This window comes from Nocardiopsis sp. TRM 82005 (assembly GCF_056312425.1).
Genome location: NZ_JBWDTQ010000004.1, coordinates 126508 through 144117, shown reverse-complemented (window position 1 = coordinate 144117; position 17610 = coordinate 126508). Strand labels below are relative to the sequence as shown.

Here is a 17610-nt window from a genome sequence, read left to right as displayed (position 1 = left end):
ACGGCTTCCGAGGCCCCGGGCGGAGCAGGCCCCGGACACGGAGAACGGCCCCGGCCGCACGTCGTCGTGCGGCCGGGGCCGTGGTCAGTGCGCCCGAAGAAGGAGGGGCGCCGCCTCAGTCCTCCGGAAGGGCGACCGGGGCGAGCTCGTCGAACAGGTCGCCCGGGCCCGGGTTGCCCGGGTCGGTCCCTCCGCCGAAGTGGTGGACCACGCCCCACACGGCGTTCAGCGCGGTCTGCACGGCGCCCTCGGTCCAGCCCGCCGTCCAGGACACGTCGTCACCGGCCAGGAACAGGCCGCGGTGGCGCTCCTCGAGGTCGTCCTGGCGGAAGTGGGTGAACAGGCGGCGCTGGTAGCGGTAGTGGCCCGGCAGGTTGGCCTTGAACGCACCCATGAAGTAGGGCTCGTCCTCCCACGACACCGTCACCGGGTCACCGGTGATGTGCGAGCGGATGTCCACGCCCGGGTAGATCTTGGACAGCGACGTGAGCATGACCTCCAGGCGCTCGTTGGCCGACAGCGGCAGCCACTTGAGCGAGTCGTCACACCAGGTGTAGGACATGCAGATCGCCGCCGGGCCGTCCGGGTCGGAGCCCTCCAGCAGGTAGGTGCCCCGGGTCATGCGGTCGGTGAGCGTCATGCTCATGGCGTCGCGGCCGGTCTCGGGGTCCTTGTCCCGCCAGAACGCGCGGTCCACCGGCACGAACAGCTTCGAGGACTCCATGTAGTGGGTGCGCTCGATCGCCGTCCAGTGGTCGATGGGCAGCAGGTCCTCGTCGCAGTCGATCTTGGACAGCATCATCCAGCTCTGCGCGGTGAACACGGCCGCCGCGTAGGTGCGGGTGGACCCCGACGTGTCGGTGACCGTGATGTTCCCGGCCGGGGAGCCCTTGGCGGCGGTGCGGCGCAGGGCGGTGACGGCCGGTCGCGGGGCACCGCCGTGCAGCGAGGCCAGGGTGGTGCCCCGCGCCCAGTGCACGAGCTTGTCCGGGGCGTCCTCCCACAGGCGTAGCGGCAGCTGCTCCACACCGCCGACGATGCCCATGTGGTCGTCGTCCGCACCGGTGTAGGTGATGCGCAGGATCTCCAGGATGGAGTTAGGGAAGTCGGTGTCCCAGCCGCCGGTGCCAAAGCCCACCTGGCCGAAGATCTCGCGGTGGCGGAAGGAGGCGAAGGCCGGGGACTCGCACAGGAAGCCGTAGAAGGTCTGGTCGTCGAGCCGGGCGACCAGCTCGTTCCAGATCTCCTTCTGCGTGGCCACGTCCCGCTCGCGGATGGCCCGCTGCATACGGGTCTGCTGGGCCTGTTCCAGGGTGTTCTCCCAGGCGCGCGCCACCTCGCGATAGACCTCGGGCAGGTCGTCCAGCTCGGCGGCGTAGTGGGACTTCCCCTTGAGGTCCACCACGGTGCTGGGGGTGGCCGGGGAGAGCGGGTTGGGGAAGGCCTCCGTCTCCAGCCCGACCCGGTTCGCGTAGTGCCAGAAGGCGGTGGAGGAGGGCGGGAAGCGCATGGCGCCCATCTCGGCGACCACGTCGTCGGGGCAGCCCGCGAGCTTCTCCGTGCGCAGCCTTCCGCCGATGCGGTCGGCCTCGTAGACCACCGGCTTGAGGCCCATCTTCATGAGCTCGTAAGCGGTGACGATCCCCGACAGCCCGCCACCGATGACGGCGACCTCCGTGCCGTGGCGCTCGGCCGGAACCTGCCCGAGTCCGGCGGGGTGCTCGAGGTAGGCGTCGTAGGCGAACGGGAAGTCCGGCCCGCACATGTTCAGCGGCGTGTTCCGCGTGGGTGCGGCACCTGCGGCCGTGGGCACGGCAGACGTCATCAGGCCCCTCCTTCACATGGGTGTCTTCCGGCAGGGTGCCGGTCGGGTTGCGTACGTGGCTGGTGTTCGCGGAAGCGTCCGGGTGTCGGTGGTCCGGCGGGGTTCAGGAGGCGGTCATACGGTGAGCGTCCGGTACATCGCCGGGCGGCGGTCGTCCAGGTAGCACTGCTCCCGGCGCACGCGTGCGACCGCATCCGGGTCGACGTCGCCGACCAGGAGTTCCTCCCCGGATCCCGCGCGCGACGTCTCGGAGCCGTCGGGGGCGAGCAGGACGCTCCTGCCCGCGTAGCGCAGATCGCCCTCGGTGTCGCAGCGGTTGACGTAGGCCAGGTGGAGCTGGTTCTCCAGGGCGCGCACGGGCACGATCCGCTCGGGGACCTCGGTGAAGGGCAGCATGAGCGCGGTGGGGACCACGAGGAGCTCGGTGCCGGCCAGGGCGTGGGCGCGTACTGTCTCGGGGAACTCGACGTCGTAGCAGACGAGCAGGCCGACACGGATTCCGCCGAGCTCGGCCTGGACGACCGGGTCGGCGCCCGCGGCGAAGGCGCCGCGGTCCAGGTCGCCGAACAGGTGGGCCTTGCGGTAGGTCGCCAGACGGGTGCCGGCGGCGTCCACGAGCTGGACGGCGTTGTACACGGTGCCGTCGGCCCGTTCGGGGAAGCCGTGGACGATGGCGACACCGGTGTCGGCGGCGATGGCGGCAACGGCTTCGCTGAGGGGGCCGTCCGCCGGCTCGGCGAGTTCGGCCAGGCCGTCCGGGCCGAGGTTGTAGCCGGTCAGCGACATCTCGGGGCCGACGAGCAGGTGGGCTCCGGCCTCGGCCGCGGCCTCGGCCCGGCCGGCGAGCCGGTCAAGGGCGTCGGCGGGGTCGCCGCTGTGCCCGGTGCCCTGGTCCAGGGCCACGCGCAGGGGTCCGCGTGTCACACCTCACCTCCTGTTCCTCCGTCGCTACGAGGCCGCGTCCACTCTAGGTGGACGAAGGCGTCGAAACAGTGCGCCGAACCTGTGGTCGCTTGCGTATTTGAGCCGAACTGCCGCGTTTTCATGCGTGCTGTCGCCGATCCGCGCCAGTATCGGTGTGTCACGAGCCTTGGGGGAACACGCGAGGGGCCGGGGAATGAACTGAACTGCTCCCCGGCCCCTCGTGAGCTCGCGAATCCGTCAGGAACGGCTCTCGGCGACCGCGTCGGTCTCCAGTGCGGAGCGGCGCATGCTGTAGCCGAAGTAGACGGCCAGACCGACGGCCAGCCAGACCAGGAAGGCCGTCCACACGCTCAGCGGCATGCTGAACATCAGGTAGGCGCAGGCGAGCACGCCCAGGATCGGGGTGACCGGGGCACCGGGCACGCGGAAGGCGCGCGGCAGGTCGGGCCGGTTGCGGCGCAGCACCAGGACGGCCACGTTGACCAGGGCGAACGCGAAGAGCGTGCCGATGGCGGTGGCGTCGGCGAGCGGACCGAGCGGGACCAGAGCGGCGAGGACCGCGATGACCAGGGAGGTGATGAGGGTGTTCGCTCGCGGGGTGCCCTTGGCGTCCACGGTGGAGAAGGCCTTGGGGATGAGTCCGTCGCGCGACATCGCGTAGAGGATGCGGGTCTGGCTGTAGAGAACGACCAGGACCACGCTGGCCAGGGCCAGTACCGCGCCCGCGGCGAAGATGACCGCCCACACGGGGGTGCCGGTGACCTGGGTCAGGATGCCCGCCAGCGAGGTCTCCCCGTCGACGAAGCCGGTCCAGTCGAACGCGCCGATCGCGGCGAAGGCGACCAGGCAGTAGATCGCCGTCACCAGGATCATCGAGAACATGATCGCACGGGGCAGGTCGCGCTGCGGGTTCTTGGCCTCCTCGCTCGCGGTGGAGACCGAGTCGAAGCCGATGTAGGAGAAGAACAGGGTGGCGCCCGCGGCGCTGACGCCGGCCATGCCCATCGGCATGAACGGGGCGAAGTTGCCGTCCTGGACGGCGGTGATCGCGATGGCCACGAACATGACCAGGATGGCGACCTTGATGGCGACCATGACGGCGTTGACACGGCTGCTCTCACGGACCCCGGCGAGCAGGGCGAACATGGACAGCAGGACCACGATGGCGGCGGGCAGGTTGACCAGGCCGCCCTCCAACGGGCCGGTGAGCACGGCGCCCGGCAGGGACAGGCCCGTGGTCAGTTGGAGGAGCTCGTTGATGTACTGGCCCCAGCCGACACCGACGGCGGCGACCGACACTCCGTAGGTGAGCATGAGGCACCAGCCGCACACCCAGGCCATGAACTCGCCGATGGTGGCGTAGCTGTAGGAGTAGGCCGAGCCGGAGGCGGGGATCATCCCGGCCATCTCGGCGTAGGCGAGCGCGGAGAACAGCGCGGTGACCCCGGCGAGCACGAACGACAGGATGACGGCGGGCCCGGCGACGGGCACGGCCTCGCCCAGCACGACGAAGATGCCGGTGCCGAGGGTGGCGCCGATACCGATCATGGACAGCTGCCAGAAGCCCATGTGCCGCTGGAGGCCCACGCCCTCGGTGTCCTCCGTCTCCGCGACGAGCTTCTCGATCGGCTTGCGCCGGAGGAGGCGCTCCTTCAGCCCGGGCACACCGCCCGGGCCGCCGGCACGGCTGGTATCCGCCGTGCTCTTCTGGTCCACCACGTGATTACTCCTCGTTCCTGTGTGCGGGCACACCGCTCCCCCGGGAGAAGGGACGGCGGGGGGCAGGGGAGATCGCTTCGTACCTGTAACGACCTGAAAATGCCCTCAGCAACGGTAGCCGCGTTACCTGCGTAACATGACCCACCTTCGTTGCGTCTGTCAGTGGGAATCAGCGCAATCGTGCGTACACGCGCAACAGAACGCACGCTTCTGTGAGTGATGCCACATAAAATCACCCTGTGTGACGATTGACACGTCAGACAGCGAACACGCTGGTCAGAGCCCTGGTCACATGAGAGGGGGCCGGGACACGCCGAGCAGCGGGACCGCGACAGGCGGACGGAGCCGGCGGAGGCCCACCCGGCATGGGCCCCGGCTGGGGCGAACCGGACGCCGACGGGTTCGGTCCCGCGGTGGACGTGGCGGGACGGCACGAACCGTCCGGACGGCGGGGTCAGGTAACGGCGCGGGCCTCAGGAGGACGGGGTGAGGGGAGCGGCGCGCCACTCGGGTGCGCTGACACCACCGCGTTCGGTGCCCGTCTCCTCGGCGGTGGCCGTTCCGCCCCCGAGTTCGACCTCGTCCCCGGCGGTGGCGACGGTCTCCCCGTTCTCGTCGGTGACGCGCGGGGGATCGTCCAGGGCCGCGTAGCCCTCGGGCCAGGTGACCAGGTAGGCCTGGCCGCCGTCGGGGGGGGTGGACGGTGAAGCAGGCGAGGCCGTCCTCGACGGTGCCCTCCAGCGTTCCGAAGAGCTGTGCCTCGCCGTGGGGCCCGCCGGGGGCCGTGCCGTGGGACTGCACCCGCGGTTCCTCCCCGGAACCCGTACAGACCCCCGTCAGGAGGAGCGTTCCGGCCACGCCGATAAGTACCGTCCTCAAGGAACCGCTCCCTCTCTCGTCAGCTCGCCGCGACGGAGGTACCGACCTCGCCGCCAAGGTCGGTCACGGACATGTATACGGCACGAACTGCCCCTCAGGGACCTGGGACAGTCCGGTCACGCACCATGAGAGGGACCGCCGGCCGCCGCCGGCACGCCTGAAGAGCAGGACCGTGCCGCGCCCGGCCCCGGCACGCGCCTCCTCCGGAAACAGCACGACGGCCGCGCCGGAGGACCGGCGCGGCCGTTCGAGGCGGTGGAGGGGTCAGCCGGCCACTGAGACCGTGGGCTCGCCCGACTCCGCGCCGGTCTCGCCCATCTCCTCGGCGATGCGCATGGCCTCCTCGATGAGCGTCTCCACGATCTGGGACTCGGGCACCGTCTTGATGACCTCGCCCTTGACGAAGATCTGGCCCTTGCCGTTGCCGGAGGCCACGCCCAGGTCGGCGTCACGCGCCTCGCCCGGACCGTTCACGACACAGCCCATGACGGCCACGCGCAGCGGCACCTCCATGCCCTCAAGGCCCGCGGTGACCTCCTCGGCGAGCGTGTACACGTCCACCTGGGCCCGGCCGCAGCTCGGGCAGGACACGATCTCCAGACCGCGCTCACGCAGTCCCAGAGACTCCAGGATCTGGCCGCCGACCTTGACCTCCTCGGCCGGAGGCGCCGACAGGGACACCCGGATGGTGTCGCCGATGCCCTCGGAGAGGAGGGCGCCGAAGGCCACCGAGGACTTGATGGTGCCCTGGAAGGCCGGACCGGCCTCGGTCACGCCCAGGTGCAGCGGGTAGTCGCAGGACTCGGCCAGCAGCCGGTAGGCGTTGACCATGACCACGGGGTCGTTGTGCTTGACCGAGATCTTGATGTCGCGGAAGCCGTGCTCCTCGAACAGCGAGCACTCCCACAGCGCCGACTCGACCAGGGCCTCCGGGGTGGCCCTGCCGTACTTCTCCAGCAGGCGCTTGTCCAGCGAACCGGCGTTGACACCGATACGGATCGGCGTACCGGCGTCACCGGCCGCCTTGGCGATCTCGGCGACCTTGTCGTCGAACTTCTTGATGTTGCCCGGGTTGACGCGCACGGCCGCGCAGCCGGCGTCGATGGCCGCGAACACGTACTTGGGCTGGAAGTGGATGTCGGCGATCACCGGGATCTGCGACTTCTTGGCGATGATCGGCAGCGCCTCGGCGTCGTCGTTGGTGGGCACGGCCACGCGGACGATCTGGCAGCCCGACGCGGTCAACTCCGCGATCTGCTGGAGGGTCGCGTTGATGTCGGAGGTACGGGTGGTCGTCATCGACTGCACGGACACCGGAGCGTCCCCACCGACGGGGACGTTTCCGACCATGATCTGCCGCGTCTTGTGCCGGGTCGCCAGCGGGCGCGGCGGTGTGGTGGGAATACCGAGCTCGACGGTCACGCTTGATTCACCTCGTCTGCCGCCAGAGGGCGGGCGGCACTTGATTCGTCCGTTTCGGGAATGGGTGTCCGGCGCAGCGCGCGGAGGCGCGTCCGGGGGTCACCGTGCACGGTGACCTCGGCGACACCGTCGTTCCCGGATCGCGACCACAAGGTTACCCGCACCCGAGGGGGTGCCTCACCTCACCGGAGCGCGCCCGGGACCAGCGTGAACGCCTGGTGTCGACGGGGCGACGGCCGTTGGCCGGACGCGTCCGTGGCCGGCGGCCGTCGGCCACGGGTGTCAGCCGAAGAGCTTGACCGGGTTGAACAGGTCGGCCACGAGCAGGACCACGCTGAACACCAGGAAACAGGCCACGACGATGTAGGCCACCGGTGTCAGCATCGCCACGTCCACCGGTGCGGGTTCTGGACGGCGGAACAGCCTGGCCCAGCCGCGCTTGAGCCACTCCCAGAGGGCACCGGCCATGTGCCCGCCGTCCAGCGGCAGGATCGGCAGCAGGTTGAAGGCGAACAGGAAGAGGTTCACCCCGGCCAGGATCTGGATCATGATCGCGGCGGTATCCGCCACGGGCAGGCCCTGAGCCATGATCTCGCCGCCGATACGGGAGATACCGACGATGCCCACCGGCGAGTCCTGGGTGCGCTGCTCGCCCAGGAAGGCGGCGCCGAACACGTCGGGGACCTTGCTGGGCAGGGCGATGAGCGCCTCGCCGACACCGACCATCATGCTGCCCATCTCGGCGGCGGACTCGCCGAGGGTGAGCGGGGACCGCTCGGTGGCGAAGACGATGCCAAGGAAGCCCACGGTCTCGGTCTGGTAGACGCGGTAGCCCTCGTCGTCGTAGACCGGGTCGCCGTCGGCGTCGGTCTCGTAGACGAACTCACCGTCGGCGTCGCGGGCCGGGAGCTCGTTCTCCACGATGTCGACGTCCAGCGGCAGGCGCTCACCGTCGCGTTCGACCACGATCTCGGTGCTGCCCAGGGACTCGCGGATCTGCCGGTTGGCGGTGTTCCAGTCCGGGGTGGGCTCGCCGCCGATCGCGACGATGACGTCGCCGGGCAGTATCCCCGCCTCCGCGGCCGGGGTGGGCGGCGCGTCCTCGCAGTCGGTGGCGGAGCTGCCGACGGACACCACGCACTCGCTGACCTGGCCGATCTGGGTGGTGCTCTGGGGTACGCCGATGCCCATGAACAGCACGCCGAGCAGGATCGCGGCCAGGATGACGTTCATGCCGGGGCCGGCGAACATCACGATGAGCCGCTTCCACGGCGCCCGCTGGTAGAACTGTCGGTCCTCGTCCTCTGGGGAGAGCTCGACGTAGGAGGCCTCTCTGGCGTCCTCGGCCATGGTCCGCCAGCGGGAGAGCTTGCGTGAGCCGCCGGAGGGCTGCCGGGAGGGCGGGAGCATGCCGACCATGCGCACGAACCCGCCCAACGGGACCGCCTTGACGCCGTACTCGGTCTCCCCCCTGCGGACGGACCACAGGGTCTTACCGAAGCCCACCATGAACTCGGTGCACTTGATCCCGAACATCTTGGCCGTGGACATGTGCCCCAGCTCGTGCCAGGCGATCGAGAACAGCAGGCCGAAGACGAACAGGACGATCCCGACCACGGTCATCAGAGCGACCATGCATCTCTCCTCAAAGCGGTGTCAGGCCTGGCGTGCGAGCAGTTCACGCGCGCGCGAGCGGGCCCAGGTATCAGCGGCGTACACGTCGTCCAGGCTCAGTTCCTCGCCGTGGTGGGATGCTCCCCCGGGACGGTCTGTTCGCTGGTGCTCCGAGACTACCTGGGAGACGGTGTCCATGATCGCCGGAAACGCGAGGTTTCCGTGAAGGAAGGCGTCGACCGCCTCCTCGTTGGCCGCGTTGTAGACCGCGGGCGCCGTCCCGCTCGCCGCACCGACCTCACTGGCCAGGCGGACCGCGGGGAAGGCCTCGTGGTCCAGTGGTTCGAAGGTCCAGGTCTGGGCGCGGGTCCAGTCCATGCCGGGCGCCGCGTCGGGCACCTTGTCGGGCGCGCCGAGCCCGTAGGCGATGGGGATCATCATGCTGGGCGGGCTGGCCTTGGCGATGGTGGAGCCGTCCACGTACTCGACCATGGAGTGGACGATCGACTGCGGATGGACGACCACGTCGATCCGGTCGAAGGGGATGTCGAACAGCAGGTTGGCCTCGATGACCTCCATCCCCTTGTTGACCAGGGTCGCGGAGTTGACGGTGATGACGGGCCCCATGCTCCAGGTGGGGTGGTTGAGGGCTTCGGCCGGGGTGACGGAGGCCAGCTCGTCGCGCCCTCTACCGCGGAAGGGGCCGCCGCTGGCCGTGACGACGAGACGTCGCACCTCGTCGCGGCGAGCGTGCACGTGGCCCTGCGCGGGGCTGGCGAGTTCGCCCTCGGGCAGATGGGGGAAGCACTGGGCGATGGCGAAGTGCTCGGAGTCGACGGGGATGATCTGACCGGGCCGGGCGAGGCCGCGTACGAGGGGCCCGCCGATGATGAGGGACTCCTTGTTGGCCAGGGCCAGGGTGCGTCCGGCGCGCAGCGCGGCGAGGGTGGACTCCAGGCCCAGGGCGCCGGTGATGCCGTTGAGGACGACGTCGCACTCGCTCCCGGCGAGCTCGGCGACCCCCTCGGGGCCGGCCAGGACGGTGGCGCGGCTGCCGTGTTCGGCCAGTGAGCGCGAGAGTTCGGCGGCACGGTCGGGATCGGCGACGGCGACCAGCGGCACGTCGAGTTCGGCGGCCTGCTTGGCGAGCAGGTCGGCCCGGCCGCCGCCCGCCGCCAGGCCCTTCACGCGGAAGCGGCGGGGATTGCGCTGGACGATGTCGATGGCCTGGGTCCCGATCGAGCCGGTGGACCCGAGGATCACTGCTGTTCGCTGCTGTTCTTCTCGCACGGTTCCATTGTTCCGCACCTTCGGCGATGGCCGGGATGCCCTCCGCGTTGCCGGGGGAACAGCCGTGGGGGCGGAGGTGGCGTTCCCACCGTTCTCCAAGGACTCACGGGGGGTTCCCACGGCCCCGCGGAGCGCGCCGCGGCCCCGGGAGTCACCAGGCCTTTACAAGCAGTGTCCGTTGGCTTAACTTAACCGGTGAGTAAGTTACCCAACGGTTAAGCCCCCCGCGCACCCCTCGGTCCGAACGGACACCGACCCCGATGGCGAGACGGCGCGACGACCCATCGGCTCCCCCGCTCCGCAGTCCCATGAGGTCCCCCGTCATGCGCCCTGCCAAGAACACCCCCGCTACTCCCCGGCAGCCGGGCCCGCCACCGCGGCGGGCAGGCCAGGGTCCGCCCTCCGTACCGTGCGGCTCCTCCCCCGCCTGCTGTCCTGCGTCCTCGCGGCCGTGCTCGCCGCCGCGTTGCTCCCGTCCGCGCCGGCGGCCGCCTCCGTCGGCGCCACGATCAGCTACGAGACCGTCGTCAGCCATGACGGCACCGGGCTGAGGGCCGAGGTGATCACCCCCACCGGCGCGGAGGGCCCCCGACCGCTGCTGGTCATGCCCTCGGCCTGGGGCGCGCCCCAGCTCCTCTACGTCGGTGCCGCCGCCAAGCTGGCGCACGAGTCCGGCTACCAGGTCGTCGCCTACACCTCGCGCGGCTTCTGGGACTCCGGCGGCGAGATCGGGATCGCCGGCCCCGAGGACCGTGCCGACGCCAGAGCCGTCATCGACTGGGCCCTGGAGAACACCGACGCGGATCCCGAGCGCATCGGCATGGCCGGGATCTCCTACGGCGGCGGCATCAGCCTGCTGACAGCAGCCGGGGACGACCGGGTCCGGGCCGTGGCCTCGCTGAGCGGCTGGGCCGACCTGGCCGCTTCGCTGTACCCCGGCGAGACCGTCGACACGCAGTCGGCCGAACTGCTCCTGCTGGCCGGAAACCTGCTGGGCAGGCCCGGCGAGGACCTGCGGGAGATCGAGCGCGAGTACCGGCGCGGCAACATCCAGCCCGCCCTGGACGCTGCCCCCGACCGCTCCGCGGCCACCAGAGTCGACGCCATCAACGCCAACGGCACGGCGGTGATGATGGCCCACGCCTGGAACGACGGCCTCTTCCCCGTCGGCCACATCACCGACTTCTACGAGGAGCTGGAGGTTCCCAAGAGACTGATGCTCTCCCCCGGCGACCACGCCACCCAGGAGCTGTTCGGCGCGGCCGGACTGCCCAGCGAGGTCTGGGAGTCCCTGGGCGACTGGTTCGACCACCACCTCCGCGGCCAGGACAACGGGGTGGACGTCGGGGGGCCCGTACATGTCAGGCCCAACAACGGACGGGGCGACTGGACCTCGCACGCCGACTGGCCGTCGGTGACCGGCGGCACCGAACGGTACTACCTGGACAGGCCGAGCACCGACTGGTTCCGCTGGCAGAGCAGCGGCGGCATGGAGGCCGGTCCCTCCACCGGCTGGAGCTACGGCTTCCGGACCGGGATCGGCACCTCCGCCGAGAGCGGCACGGTGATGCTGTCCGGAGCACTCCAGCAGTTCTTCGACGTCCCGACCGGGGTACTGCTGCCGACGGTGGACCGCTACCGGGCGGCCGTGTGGATCGGCCCCGCCCACCCTGACGGAGCGCGCGTGTCGGGCACGCCGGAGGTCTCGTTCACGTTCACACCGACCGCGGCGGACCAGTCCGTGTACGTGTACCTGTACGCGGTCGACGGCAACGGAGCGGGCTCGCTTCTCTCGCACGCGCCCCATACCCTGCGGGACGCCGCCCCCGGCGAGCCGGTCACGGTGGACACCGAACTGGCGCCGGTGGTGTGGGACGTGCCCGCCGGGCACCGCCTGACCGTGGTGGTGGACAGCCGGGACGCCCGCTACCGGAACGAGAGCGACATCGGCGACCGGGTGCGCGTGAGCTCCCCCGAGGACGCTCCCGCCGGGATCACGGTGCCGTTCGCCTGACCGGTGCCCGGGGCGGCGCCAACTCCCGCGGCCTCCGCCTCGGGCACCTTCGGCCGTCTCCGGCGGGACCCCCGCGCCGGAGGCGGCCCTTTTTCCCCTCAGATCCGCGACACAAACACAAAGTAGCAGTGTAGTTACTGCAAGTATGCGAGGATCTGCGCATGACCTCGCCCACCACACACAAGATCTTCGCACCCCTGGCCGCCGCGGCCGTCGCGCTCGGAGGGTTCGCCCTCACCGAGAAGCTCCCCGCGTCCGCCTCCGCCGTCACCCAGGCCATTCACATGGCGCACTCCCCAGAGGCACCGGTCGAGCAGAGCCGTGAGGCGCTGGCACGCGTGGACGGGGTCTCCCACCAGTCGGTGGCCGTGACCGGCACCGAGAGCCAGGCCGTCCTGGACTACTGGACGGATGAGCGCATGGCCGCCGCCAGACCCATCACCAGCATGTTGGAGGGGGTCCTTCCACTGCCCGAGAGCGGATCGGGCGTCGACGACGGAGTCGAGCACCAGGCCTCGCCCCGCCCCGACAGCGGGGGCGAGCGCTGGCCCGCGGACGGACTGGTCACCAGGACCACCGGCAAGGTCTACCTGACCATGGACGGGCGCGACTTCACCTGTTCGGCGTCGGTCGTGGACGCCGCCAACAGGAGCACGCTGGTCACCGCCGGGCACTGCGCCAAGGACGGCAAGGGCTCGTGGGCGCGCAACTGGACCTTCGTACCCGCCTACGAGGCCGGGGACAGCCCGCACGGCAGGTTCACCGCACGCGACCTGCTGGTGGCGCCCCAGTGGTCGCGCCGGGCCGACGACAGCTACGACTTCGCCATGGTGGTGGTCAACACCGACGACGGCGTGCCCGTCCAGGACCGGGTCGGCTCCCAGCGGATCGCGTTCGACTCCTGGACGGAGGACCGGGTGCGCGACGGGGTGCAGGTGTACGCGTTCGGTTACCCGGCGTCGTCACCGTACGAAGGCAAGCACCTGCACTACTGCTCGGGCCGCACCAAGCCCGACACCGGCGGCACCACGGCCAACGGGATGCGCTGCGCCATGACCCAGGGCTCCAGTGGCGGCCCCTGGTTCACCGGCTTCGACCCCCGCACCGGCAAGGGGACGATCTCCTCGGTGGTCAGCTTCAAGTACGCCGACGACCGCCGCACCCAGTACGGCCCACGGCTCGGCTCGGAGGCGCGCGAACTGTACGACCGCGCGACCCGGTTGTAGGGGCCGGGGGCTCTTCTCCGTACTCCTCCAGCGCGACGGCGGTGCCCTGTCCGGCACCGCCGTCCGCCGTGTCTAGAGGTCGATGCCGGTGAGCACCAGGACGCGCTCGTAGGACAGGTCGGTCATGGCGGCGCGCACGCCCTCCTTGCCCACACCCGACCCCTTGACCCCGCCGTAGGGCATCTGGTCGGCGCGGAAGGAGGGCACGTCGCCGATCACCACGCCGCCGACCTGCAACTCGCGGTGGGCGCGGAACGCGGTGGGCAGGTCGCGGGTGAACACGCCCGCCTGGAGGCCGAAATCGCTGTCGTTGACCGCGGCGAAGGCGGCGTCTGCGTCGGCCGCGCGCTGGATGACCAGCACCGGGCCGAAAGCCTCCTCGCGCACCACCCTGGCGTCGGCGGGTGCGTCCGCGAGCACGGTCGGCGCCACCGTGATCCCGTCTCGGGTACCACCGGTCAGGAGCTTGGCCCCGCTGGTGACGGCCTCGTCGATCCAGGTGGCCACGCGCTCGGCGGCGGCCCCGTTCACGAGCGGCCCCACGTCGGTGGCCGGGTCGGCGGGGTCACCCACGCCGAGGGCCTCCACCTGCTCCACCAGGCGCGACACGAACTCGTCGTAGACGGAGTCCTCGACGATGACGCGCTGCACGCCGATGCACACCTGTCCCGCCTGGTTGTTGCCGAACAGCGCCACGCGCCGGGCCGCCCAGTCCAGGTCGGCGTCGGAGAGCACCACGGCGGCGGCGTTGCCGCCCAGCTCCAGGGTGACGTGCTTGCGCGGGGCCAGCTCGGGCAGTCTCCAGCCGAACGGTCCGCCGGTGAAGGAGATGACGGGCAGGCGCTCGTCGGTGATCAGCGAGGCGGCTCGCTCGTTGGGCATGGGCAGCACCGACACCATGCCGCCGGGCAGGTCCGTCTCGGCGATGATCTCGCCCAGGATCAGGGCGGTCATCGGGGTGGCGGGGGCGGGCTTGAGGATGATGGGGGCACCTGCGGCGACAGCCGGTGCGACCTTGTGGGCGACCAGGTTGAGGGGGAAGTTGAACGGGGAGATGCCCAGGACCGGCCCCTTCGGAACGCGGCGGACCATGGCCATACGTCCGGTGCCCCCGGGGTCGGTGTCCAGGCGCTGGAGCTCGCCGCTGTCGCGGCGGGCCTCCTCCGACGCCCAGCGGAACACGGACACGGAGCGCCCCGCCTCGACACGGGCCCACTTGATCGGCTTTCCGCTCTCGGCGGTGATGGTGCGGGCGATCTCCTCGGCGCGTTCGCCGATGCGCCGTGAGATGTGGTCGAGGGCGTTGGCCCGCACGTGGGCGGGCAGGGCGGCGGCCTCGTCGGCGACCGCGTGCGCGGCGGCCACGGCCTCCTCGATCTGCTCGACGGTGGGAACGGAGACCGTACCCGCGTCCTCGCCGGTGTAGGGGTTGACGACGGTGATCTCGGTGTCGCCGGTCGCGGCGGTGCCGGCCAGCCAGAACGGACGCGTAGACATGACCGTGACGCTAGTGCCCTGTTTCGTCCGGACGCCTTGTCCACGGTTGCCAATCCGCACGCACTGGTTGGCCACAGTGGAGCAACCACGTCCGAGGGGCGCCCACCAGCGGTACGCGGGTCCTGCCCGCTCACGCGGCATGACCGGTGGGTACGGCACGGCTGACGAGGTAGTACCTTGAGGATCACCAGTCCCCGGACCGGGTGTGTGAGCGCCCGCGGACTGGTCCCTCCCCGGAGGGGCGGGCTCCGGGCCACGTGTCCCTCCGCGGATCCGACAGCCCGGCCAGGGATCTTTGGTCGACTGACTGGCGTCAGCGGGCTCCTTCGTCCAGAGTGGTGAAGAGGGCTCTGCCAGCGTGTTCGGCCGGACCCTCGGGTCCACCGCCGCCGACGGGAGCCCGGGAGTGCTCATTGCCGCTTGTCTACCGCACGCTCGTCGCAGTCCCGGAACACGATGGCGATCTGGTCGCCGTCACCTCCACGGTCCTGTCCCGGTGGCTGAGTAAGCGCGGGAACTCGGGCGCGCGCGTGGACTTCACGGCTTCGGGCCGCTTCGACCTGAGCAACCGCTCCCGCGCCCTGGTCGTCCGCCATGAGAACCCCGACGAGGGGCTGTCCTTCCTACGACTGACCACCGAGTCCGACAAACCGGACGGGACCTGGCAGACCATCGCCACCGTGGTCGTGGATCCCGAACTGTCCCCCTGGCAGTACGTGTGGATCGACATGACCGTGGACCCGGCCGCTTCCGACCAGTTCGGCACTGAGCCGCCCCGGTTGGACATCATGCCGCCCGAGGCGGCCCGCATGCTCCTGGACGCCGTGCACGGCCATGACGGCGACCACCTGCTGCCGCCCACGCCCAAAATCGTGCGCGGGCGCGACGACTCCCTCGTCGACACGCTCGTGGCCACGATCCACGACCCCCGGCGGCGCATGGCGGTGGTGGTCACCGGGGCGCCCCGCGACGTCACCGTCGCCGACTGGCGCAGCTCCATGGCCGGGGCCCTGTCCCGGTGCACCGGCATGTGCGCCGGATACGTGCTCGACGCCGCCGCCCAGGAGCGCATCGGCGCGCTCCTGCCCCGGGGCCTGGACGTGCCGTCCGGCGGGGTGCGCACGTTCTTACCCCACGTGGACCTGCTCGACGAGGGGGACGCGGTGCGCCACCCCCGGATGAGCCCCGCCACGCTCGACACCGCCCGTGACGGCGAACGCATCCGCAACTGGGTGGGCGCCGCCCTGTCGCGGCGGGTACGCGACAACGCACTGGAGGTGTGCCTGCCCGAGCCGCTCCGAGCGGTGGACGCCCTCCTGGACGAGGAGACCGATGACGTGCGGCAAGCCCCGTGGAGCAGTGGCACGACCACCGGACCACGGTCGGGCACGCCCTCGGGCAGGGGGTCGGCCGCCCTCCAGCGTGCGGCACAAGGACCGGCCGACGTCACGGCCCAGGAGCACGAGGCACTGGAGCAGCAGACCCAGCGGCTGCGGGAGGAGGTCACCCGGCTCAGCTCGCGGATCAGCGAGCTCACCGAGGAGCGCCAGGAGCTCCTGGCCGAGACCGCGGACCTGGGCGAGGAGCTCGGAACCGCCCGTGAGCAGCTGCGCTCCGCCCGCTACGAGACCCGCTGGCTGCGCGAACAGGCGCGCGAGGCCGGGCTGTTCCGTCTGGCCGCGGCGCCCGCGCCCCGCGACCCGCAGCGGCGGCCGCCGGCGAGCGTGAGCGAACTCCTGGAGCGGATCACCGACGACTCCGTGCTGCCGCACCTGTACTTCACCATCGAGGACCAGACGGTGTACGAGCTGTCCGACAGCCGCAAGGAGTCCTTGTGGGTCACCCGCGCATGGGAGGCGCTGCTGGCCCTGAACGACTACGCCCGCTACCAGTTCGACAACCCGGGAAGCGGCCTGGGGTTCCACTCCTACTTGAAGGAGACGCCCGACGGTTACCAGGTGATCCCCGTCAAACGGCTGGCCTCCCAGGAGTCGGACTACGTGCGCAACCGGGGCAAGCTCAACGACAAACGCCTCTTCCGGGTCCCCGAGGAGGTCGAGTCCAGCGGCCGGGTACCCATGTACGCGCATATCAAGCTCGACATCGAGTACGGCATCTGCCCGAGGCTGTACTTCTACCCGCACCTGGGGCCGGGCACCACCAACCGCGTGTACATCGGCTACCTGGGCCGTCACCTGCCCGTACAGCAGTCGAACTGACCCGCGTACCCTGGGGGCCGTGACGGGAACGAGCACTCAGGCACCGACCGCCCTCGCCGGGGCGCTGTGGCGCGAGCGCGCCGAGCGGCACGAGCGCCGCGTGGACGCGCTGGTCGCCGACCACCTGCGGCGCCGCCGGGAGGGCGTGCGCCACCCGGTGGAGGACTTCCTGTTCACCTACTACAACCTCAAGCCCGCCCAGCTGCGGCGCTGGCACCCGGGCGTGGGGACGGTGCTGCTGGGCGAGGGCGCCCGTGCCCGCCTGAACGAGCGGTTCTACGCCGAGCTGCCCGGCGGTGCGGTGGGCCTGGACACCGAGGCGTTCCTGGCGGCCCGACCGGTACTGGACTTCGTGGAGCGGCTGCTGTCCTCGGTCGCCTCGCGCCCCGCCCACCTGGGCTGCTTCGGACTGCACGAGTGGGCGATGGTGTACCGGGCCGAGGACGTGCGGCACGGGCAGGTGCCGCTGCGGCTGGGCCACGAGGGCACCGACCGGGTGGTGGAGTCCCACCGGATCCAGTGCTCGCACTTCGACGCGTTCCGGTTCTTCACCGAACCCGCGCGCCCGCGCAACACCCTCCAGCCGACCCGGGAGCGGCAGGCCGAGCTGGACCAGCCGGGGTGCCTGCACGCCAACATGGACCTGTACAAGTGGGCGTACAAGCTCACCCCCGCGGTCCCGTCGGAGCTGGTGGTGGACTGCTTCGAGCTCTCACGGGAGATCCGGACGCTGGACATGCGCGCCTCCCCGTACGACCTGACGGCGTGGGGGTACGCACCGGTACGGATCGAGACCGCCAAGGGCAAGGCCGCGTACATGGAGGCGCAGCGGGACTTCGCCGAGCGCGGCGCGGTGCTGCGAGAGCGCCTGCTCGACGTGTGCCGTGCGCTACGCGCCGCCTGAGCCACCGACGGGGGCCGCCACGCGGGGTCCGGACACGCCGAAGGGGGCGGCCACGGTCGTGGCCACCCCCTCAGGGC

General features: G+C 70.9%; 11 protein-coding genes. 4 read left to right on the top strand and 7 right to left on the bottom strand.

Annotation, left to right across the window (positions count from 1 at the left end):
- Nucleotides 1–115: 115 nt before the first annotated feature.
- The 6 genes from AC0T5L_RS01955 to dxr form a co-directional block, all read right to left on the bottom strand.
- Nucleotides 116–1825 (bottom strand): flavin monoamine oxidase family protein, encoded by a 1710-nt coding sequence (locus AC0T5L_RS01955; protein ID WP_476163581.1) that lies wholly within the window; start codon nt 1823–1825, stop codon nt 116–118.
- 114 nt (nt 1826–1939) lie between these two features.
- A complete protein-coding gene (locus AC0T5L_RS01950) occupies nt 1940–2749 on the bottom strand; it encodes a carbon-nitrogen hydrolase family protein (protein ID WP_476163580.1) in 810 nt (269 codons plus the stop codon).
- A gap of 237 nt (nt 2750–2986) precedes the next feature.
- Entirely contained in the window at nt 2987–4468 is a 1482-nt protein-coding gene (locus tag AC0T5L_RS01945; protein WP_476163579.1) for an amino acid permease, read from the bottom strand.
- A gap of 1143 nt (nt 4469–5611) precedes the next feature.
- Nucleotides 5612–6769, bottom strand: a complete 1158-nt coding sequence (gene ispG, locus AC0T5L_RS01940) for a flavodoxin-dependent (E)-4-hydroxy-3-methylbut-2-enyl-diphosphate synthase (RefSeq protein ID WP_476163578.1) — start codon at nt 6767–6769, stop codon at nt 5612–5614.
- Nucleotides 6770–7051: 282 nt separating this feature from the next.
- Nucleotides 7052–8404 (bottom strand): M50 family metallopeptidase, encoded by a 1353-nt coding sequence (locus AC0T5L_RS01935; protein WP_476163577.1) that lies wholly within the window; start codon nt 8402–8404, stop codon nt 7052–7054.
- A 21-nt stretch (nt 8405–8425) separates the two neighbouring features.
- The gene (gene dxr / locus AC0T5L_RS01930; RefSeq protein ID WP_476163680.1) at nt 8426–9646 is read right to left on the bottom strand and encodes a 1-deoxy-D-xylulose-5-phosphate reductoisomerase; all 1221 of its coding nucleotides are present in this window, start codon (nt 9644–9646) and stop codon (nt 8426–8428) included.
- Nucleotides 9647–10082: 436 nt separating this feature from the next.
- On the opposite strand from dxr, the gene AC0T5L_RS01925 reads away from it, so the two are divergent.
- Nucleotides 10083–11687, top strand: coding sequence for a CocE/NonD family hydrolase (locus AC0T5L_RS01925; RefSeq protein ID WP_476163576.1), 1605 nt, complete (start codon nt 10083–10085; stop codon nt 11685–11687).
- 161 nt (nt 11688–11848) lie between these two features.
- Nucleotides 11849–12913 carry a trypsin-like serine peptidase gene (locus AC0T5L_RS01920; protein WP_476163575.1) on the top strand — a complete coding sequence of 355 codons (1065 nt, stop codon included), beginning with the start codon at nt 11849–11851 and terminating at the stop codon, nt 12911–12913.
- A 72-nt stretch (nt 12914–12985) separates the two neighbouring features.
- Here AC0T5L_RS01920 and AC0T5L_RS01915 read toward each other — a convergent pair whose 3' ends face one another.
- Nucleotides 12986–14410: an aldehyde dehydrogenase family protein gene (locus AC0T5L_RS01915; protein ID WP_476163574.1), complete on the bottom strand. Its 1425-nt coding sequence runs from the start codon at nt 14408–14410 to the stop codon at nt 12986–12988.
- A 413-nt stretch (nt 14411–14823) separates the two neighbouring features.
- Here AC0T5L_RS01915 and AC0T5L_RS01910 point away from each other — a divergent pair, with 413 nt between their 5' ends.
- Both AC0T5L_RS01910 and AC0T5L_RS01905 read left to right on the top strand, forming a co-directional pair.
- Nucleotides 14824–16629: a PspA/IM30 family protein gene (locus tag AC0T5L_RS01910; RefSeq protein ID WP_476163573.1), complete on the top strand. Its 1806-nt coding sequence runs from the start codon at nt 14824–14826 to the stop codon at nt 16627–16629.
- A gap of 19 nt (nt 16630–16648) precedes the next feature.
- Complete coding sequence (locus tag AC0T5L_RS01905; protein WP_476163572.1) at nt 16649–17533, top strand: 3-methyladenine DNA glycosylase; 885 nt, start codon at nt 16649–16651, stop codon at nt 17531–17533.
- Nucleotides 17534–17610 lie beyond the last annotated feature (77 nt).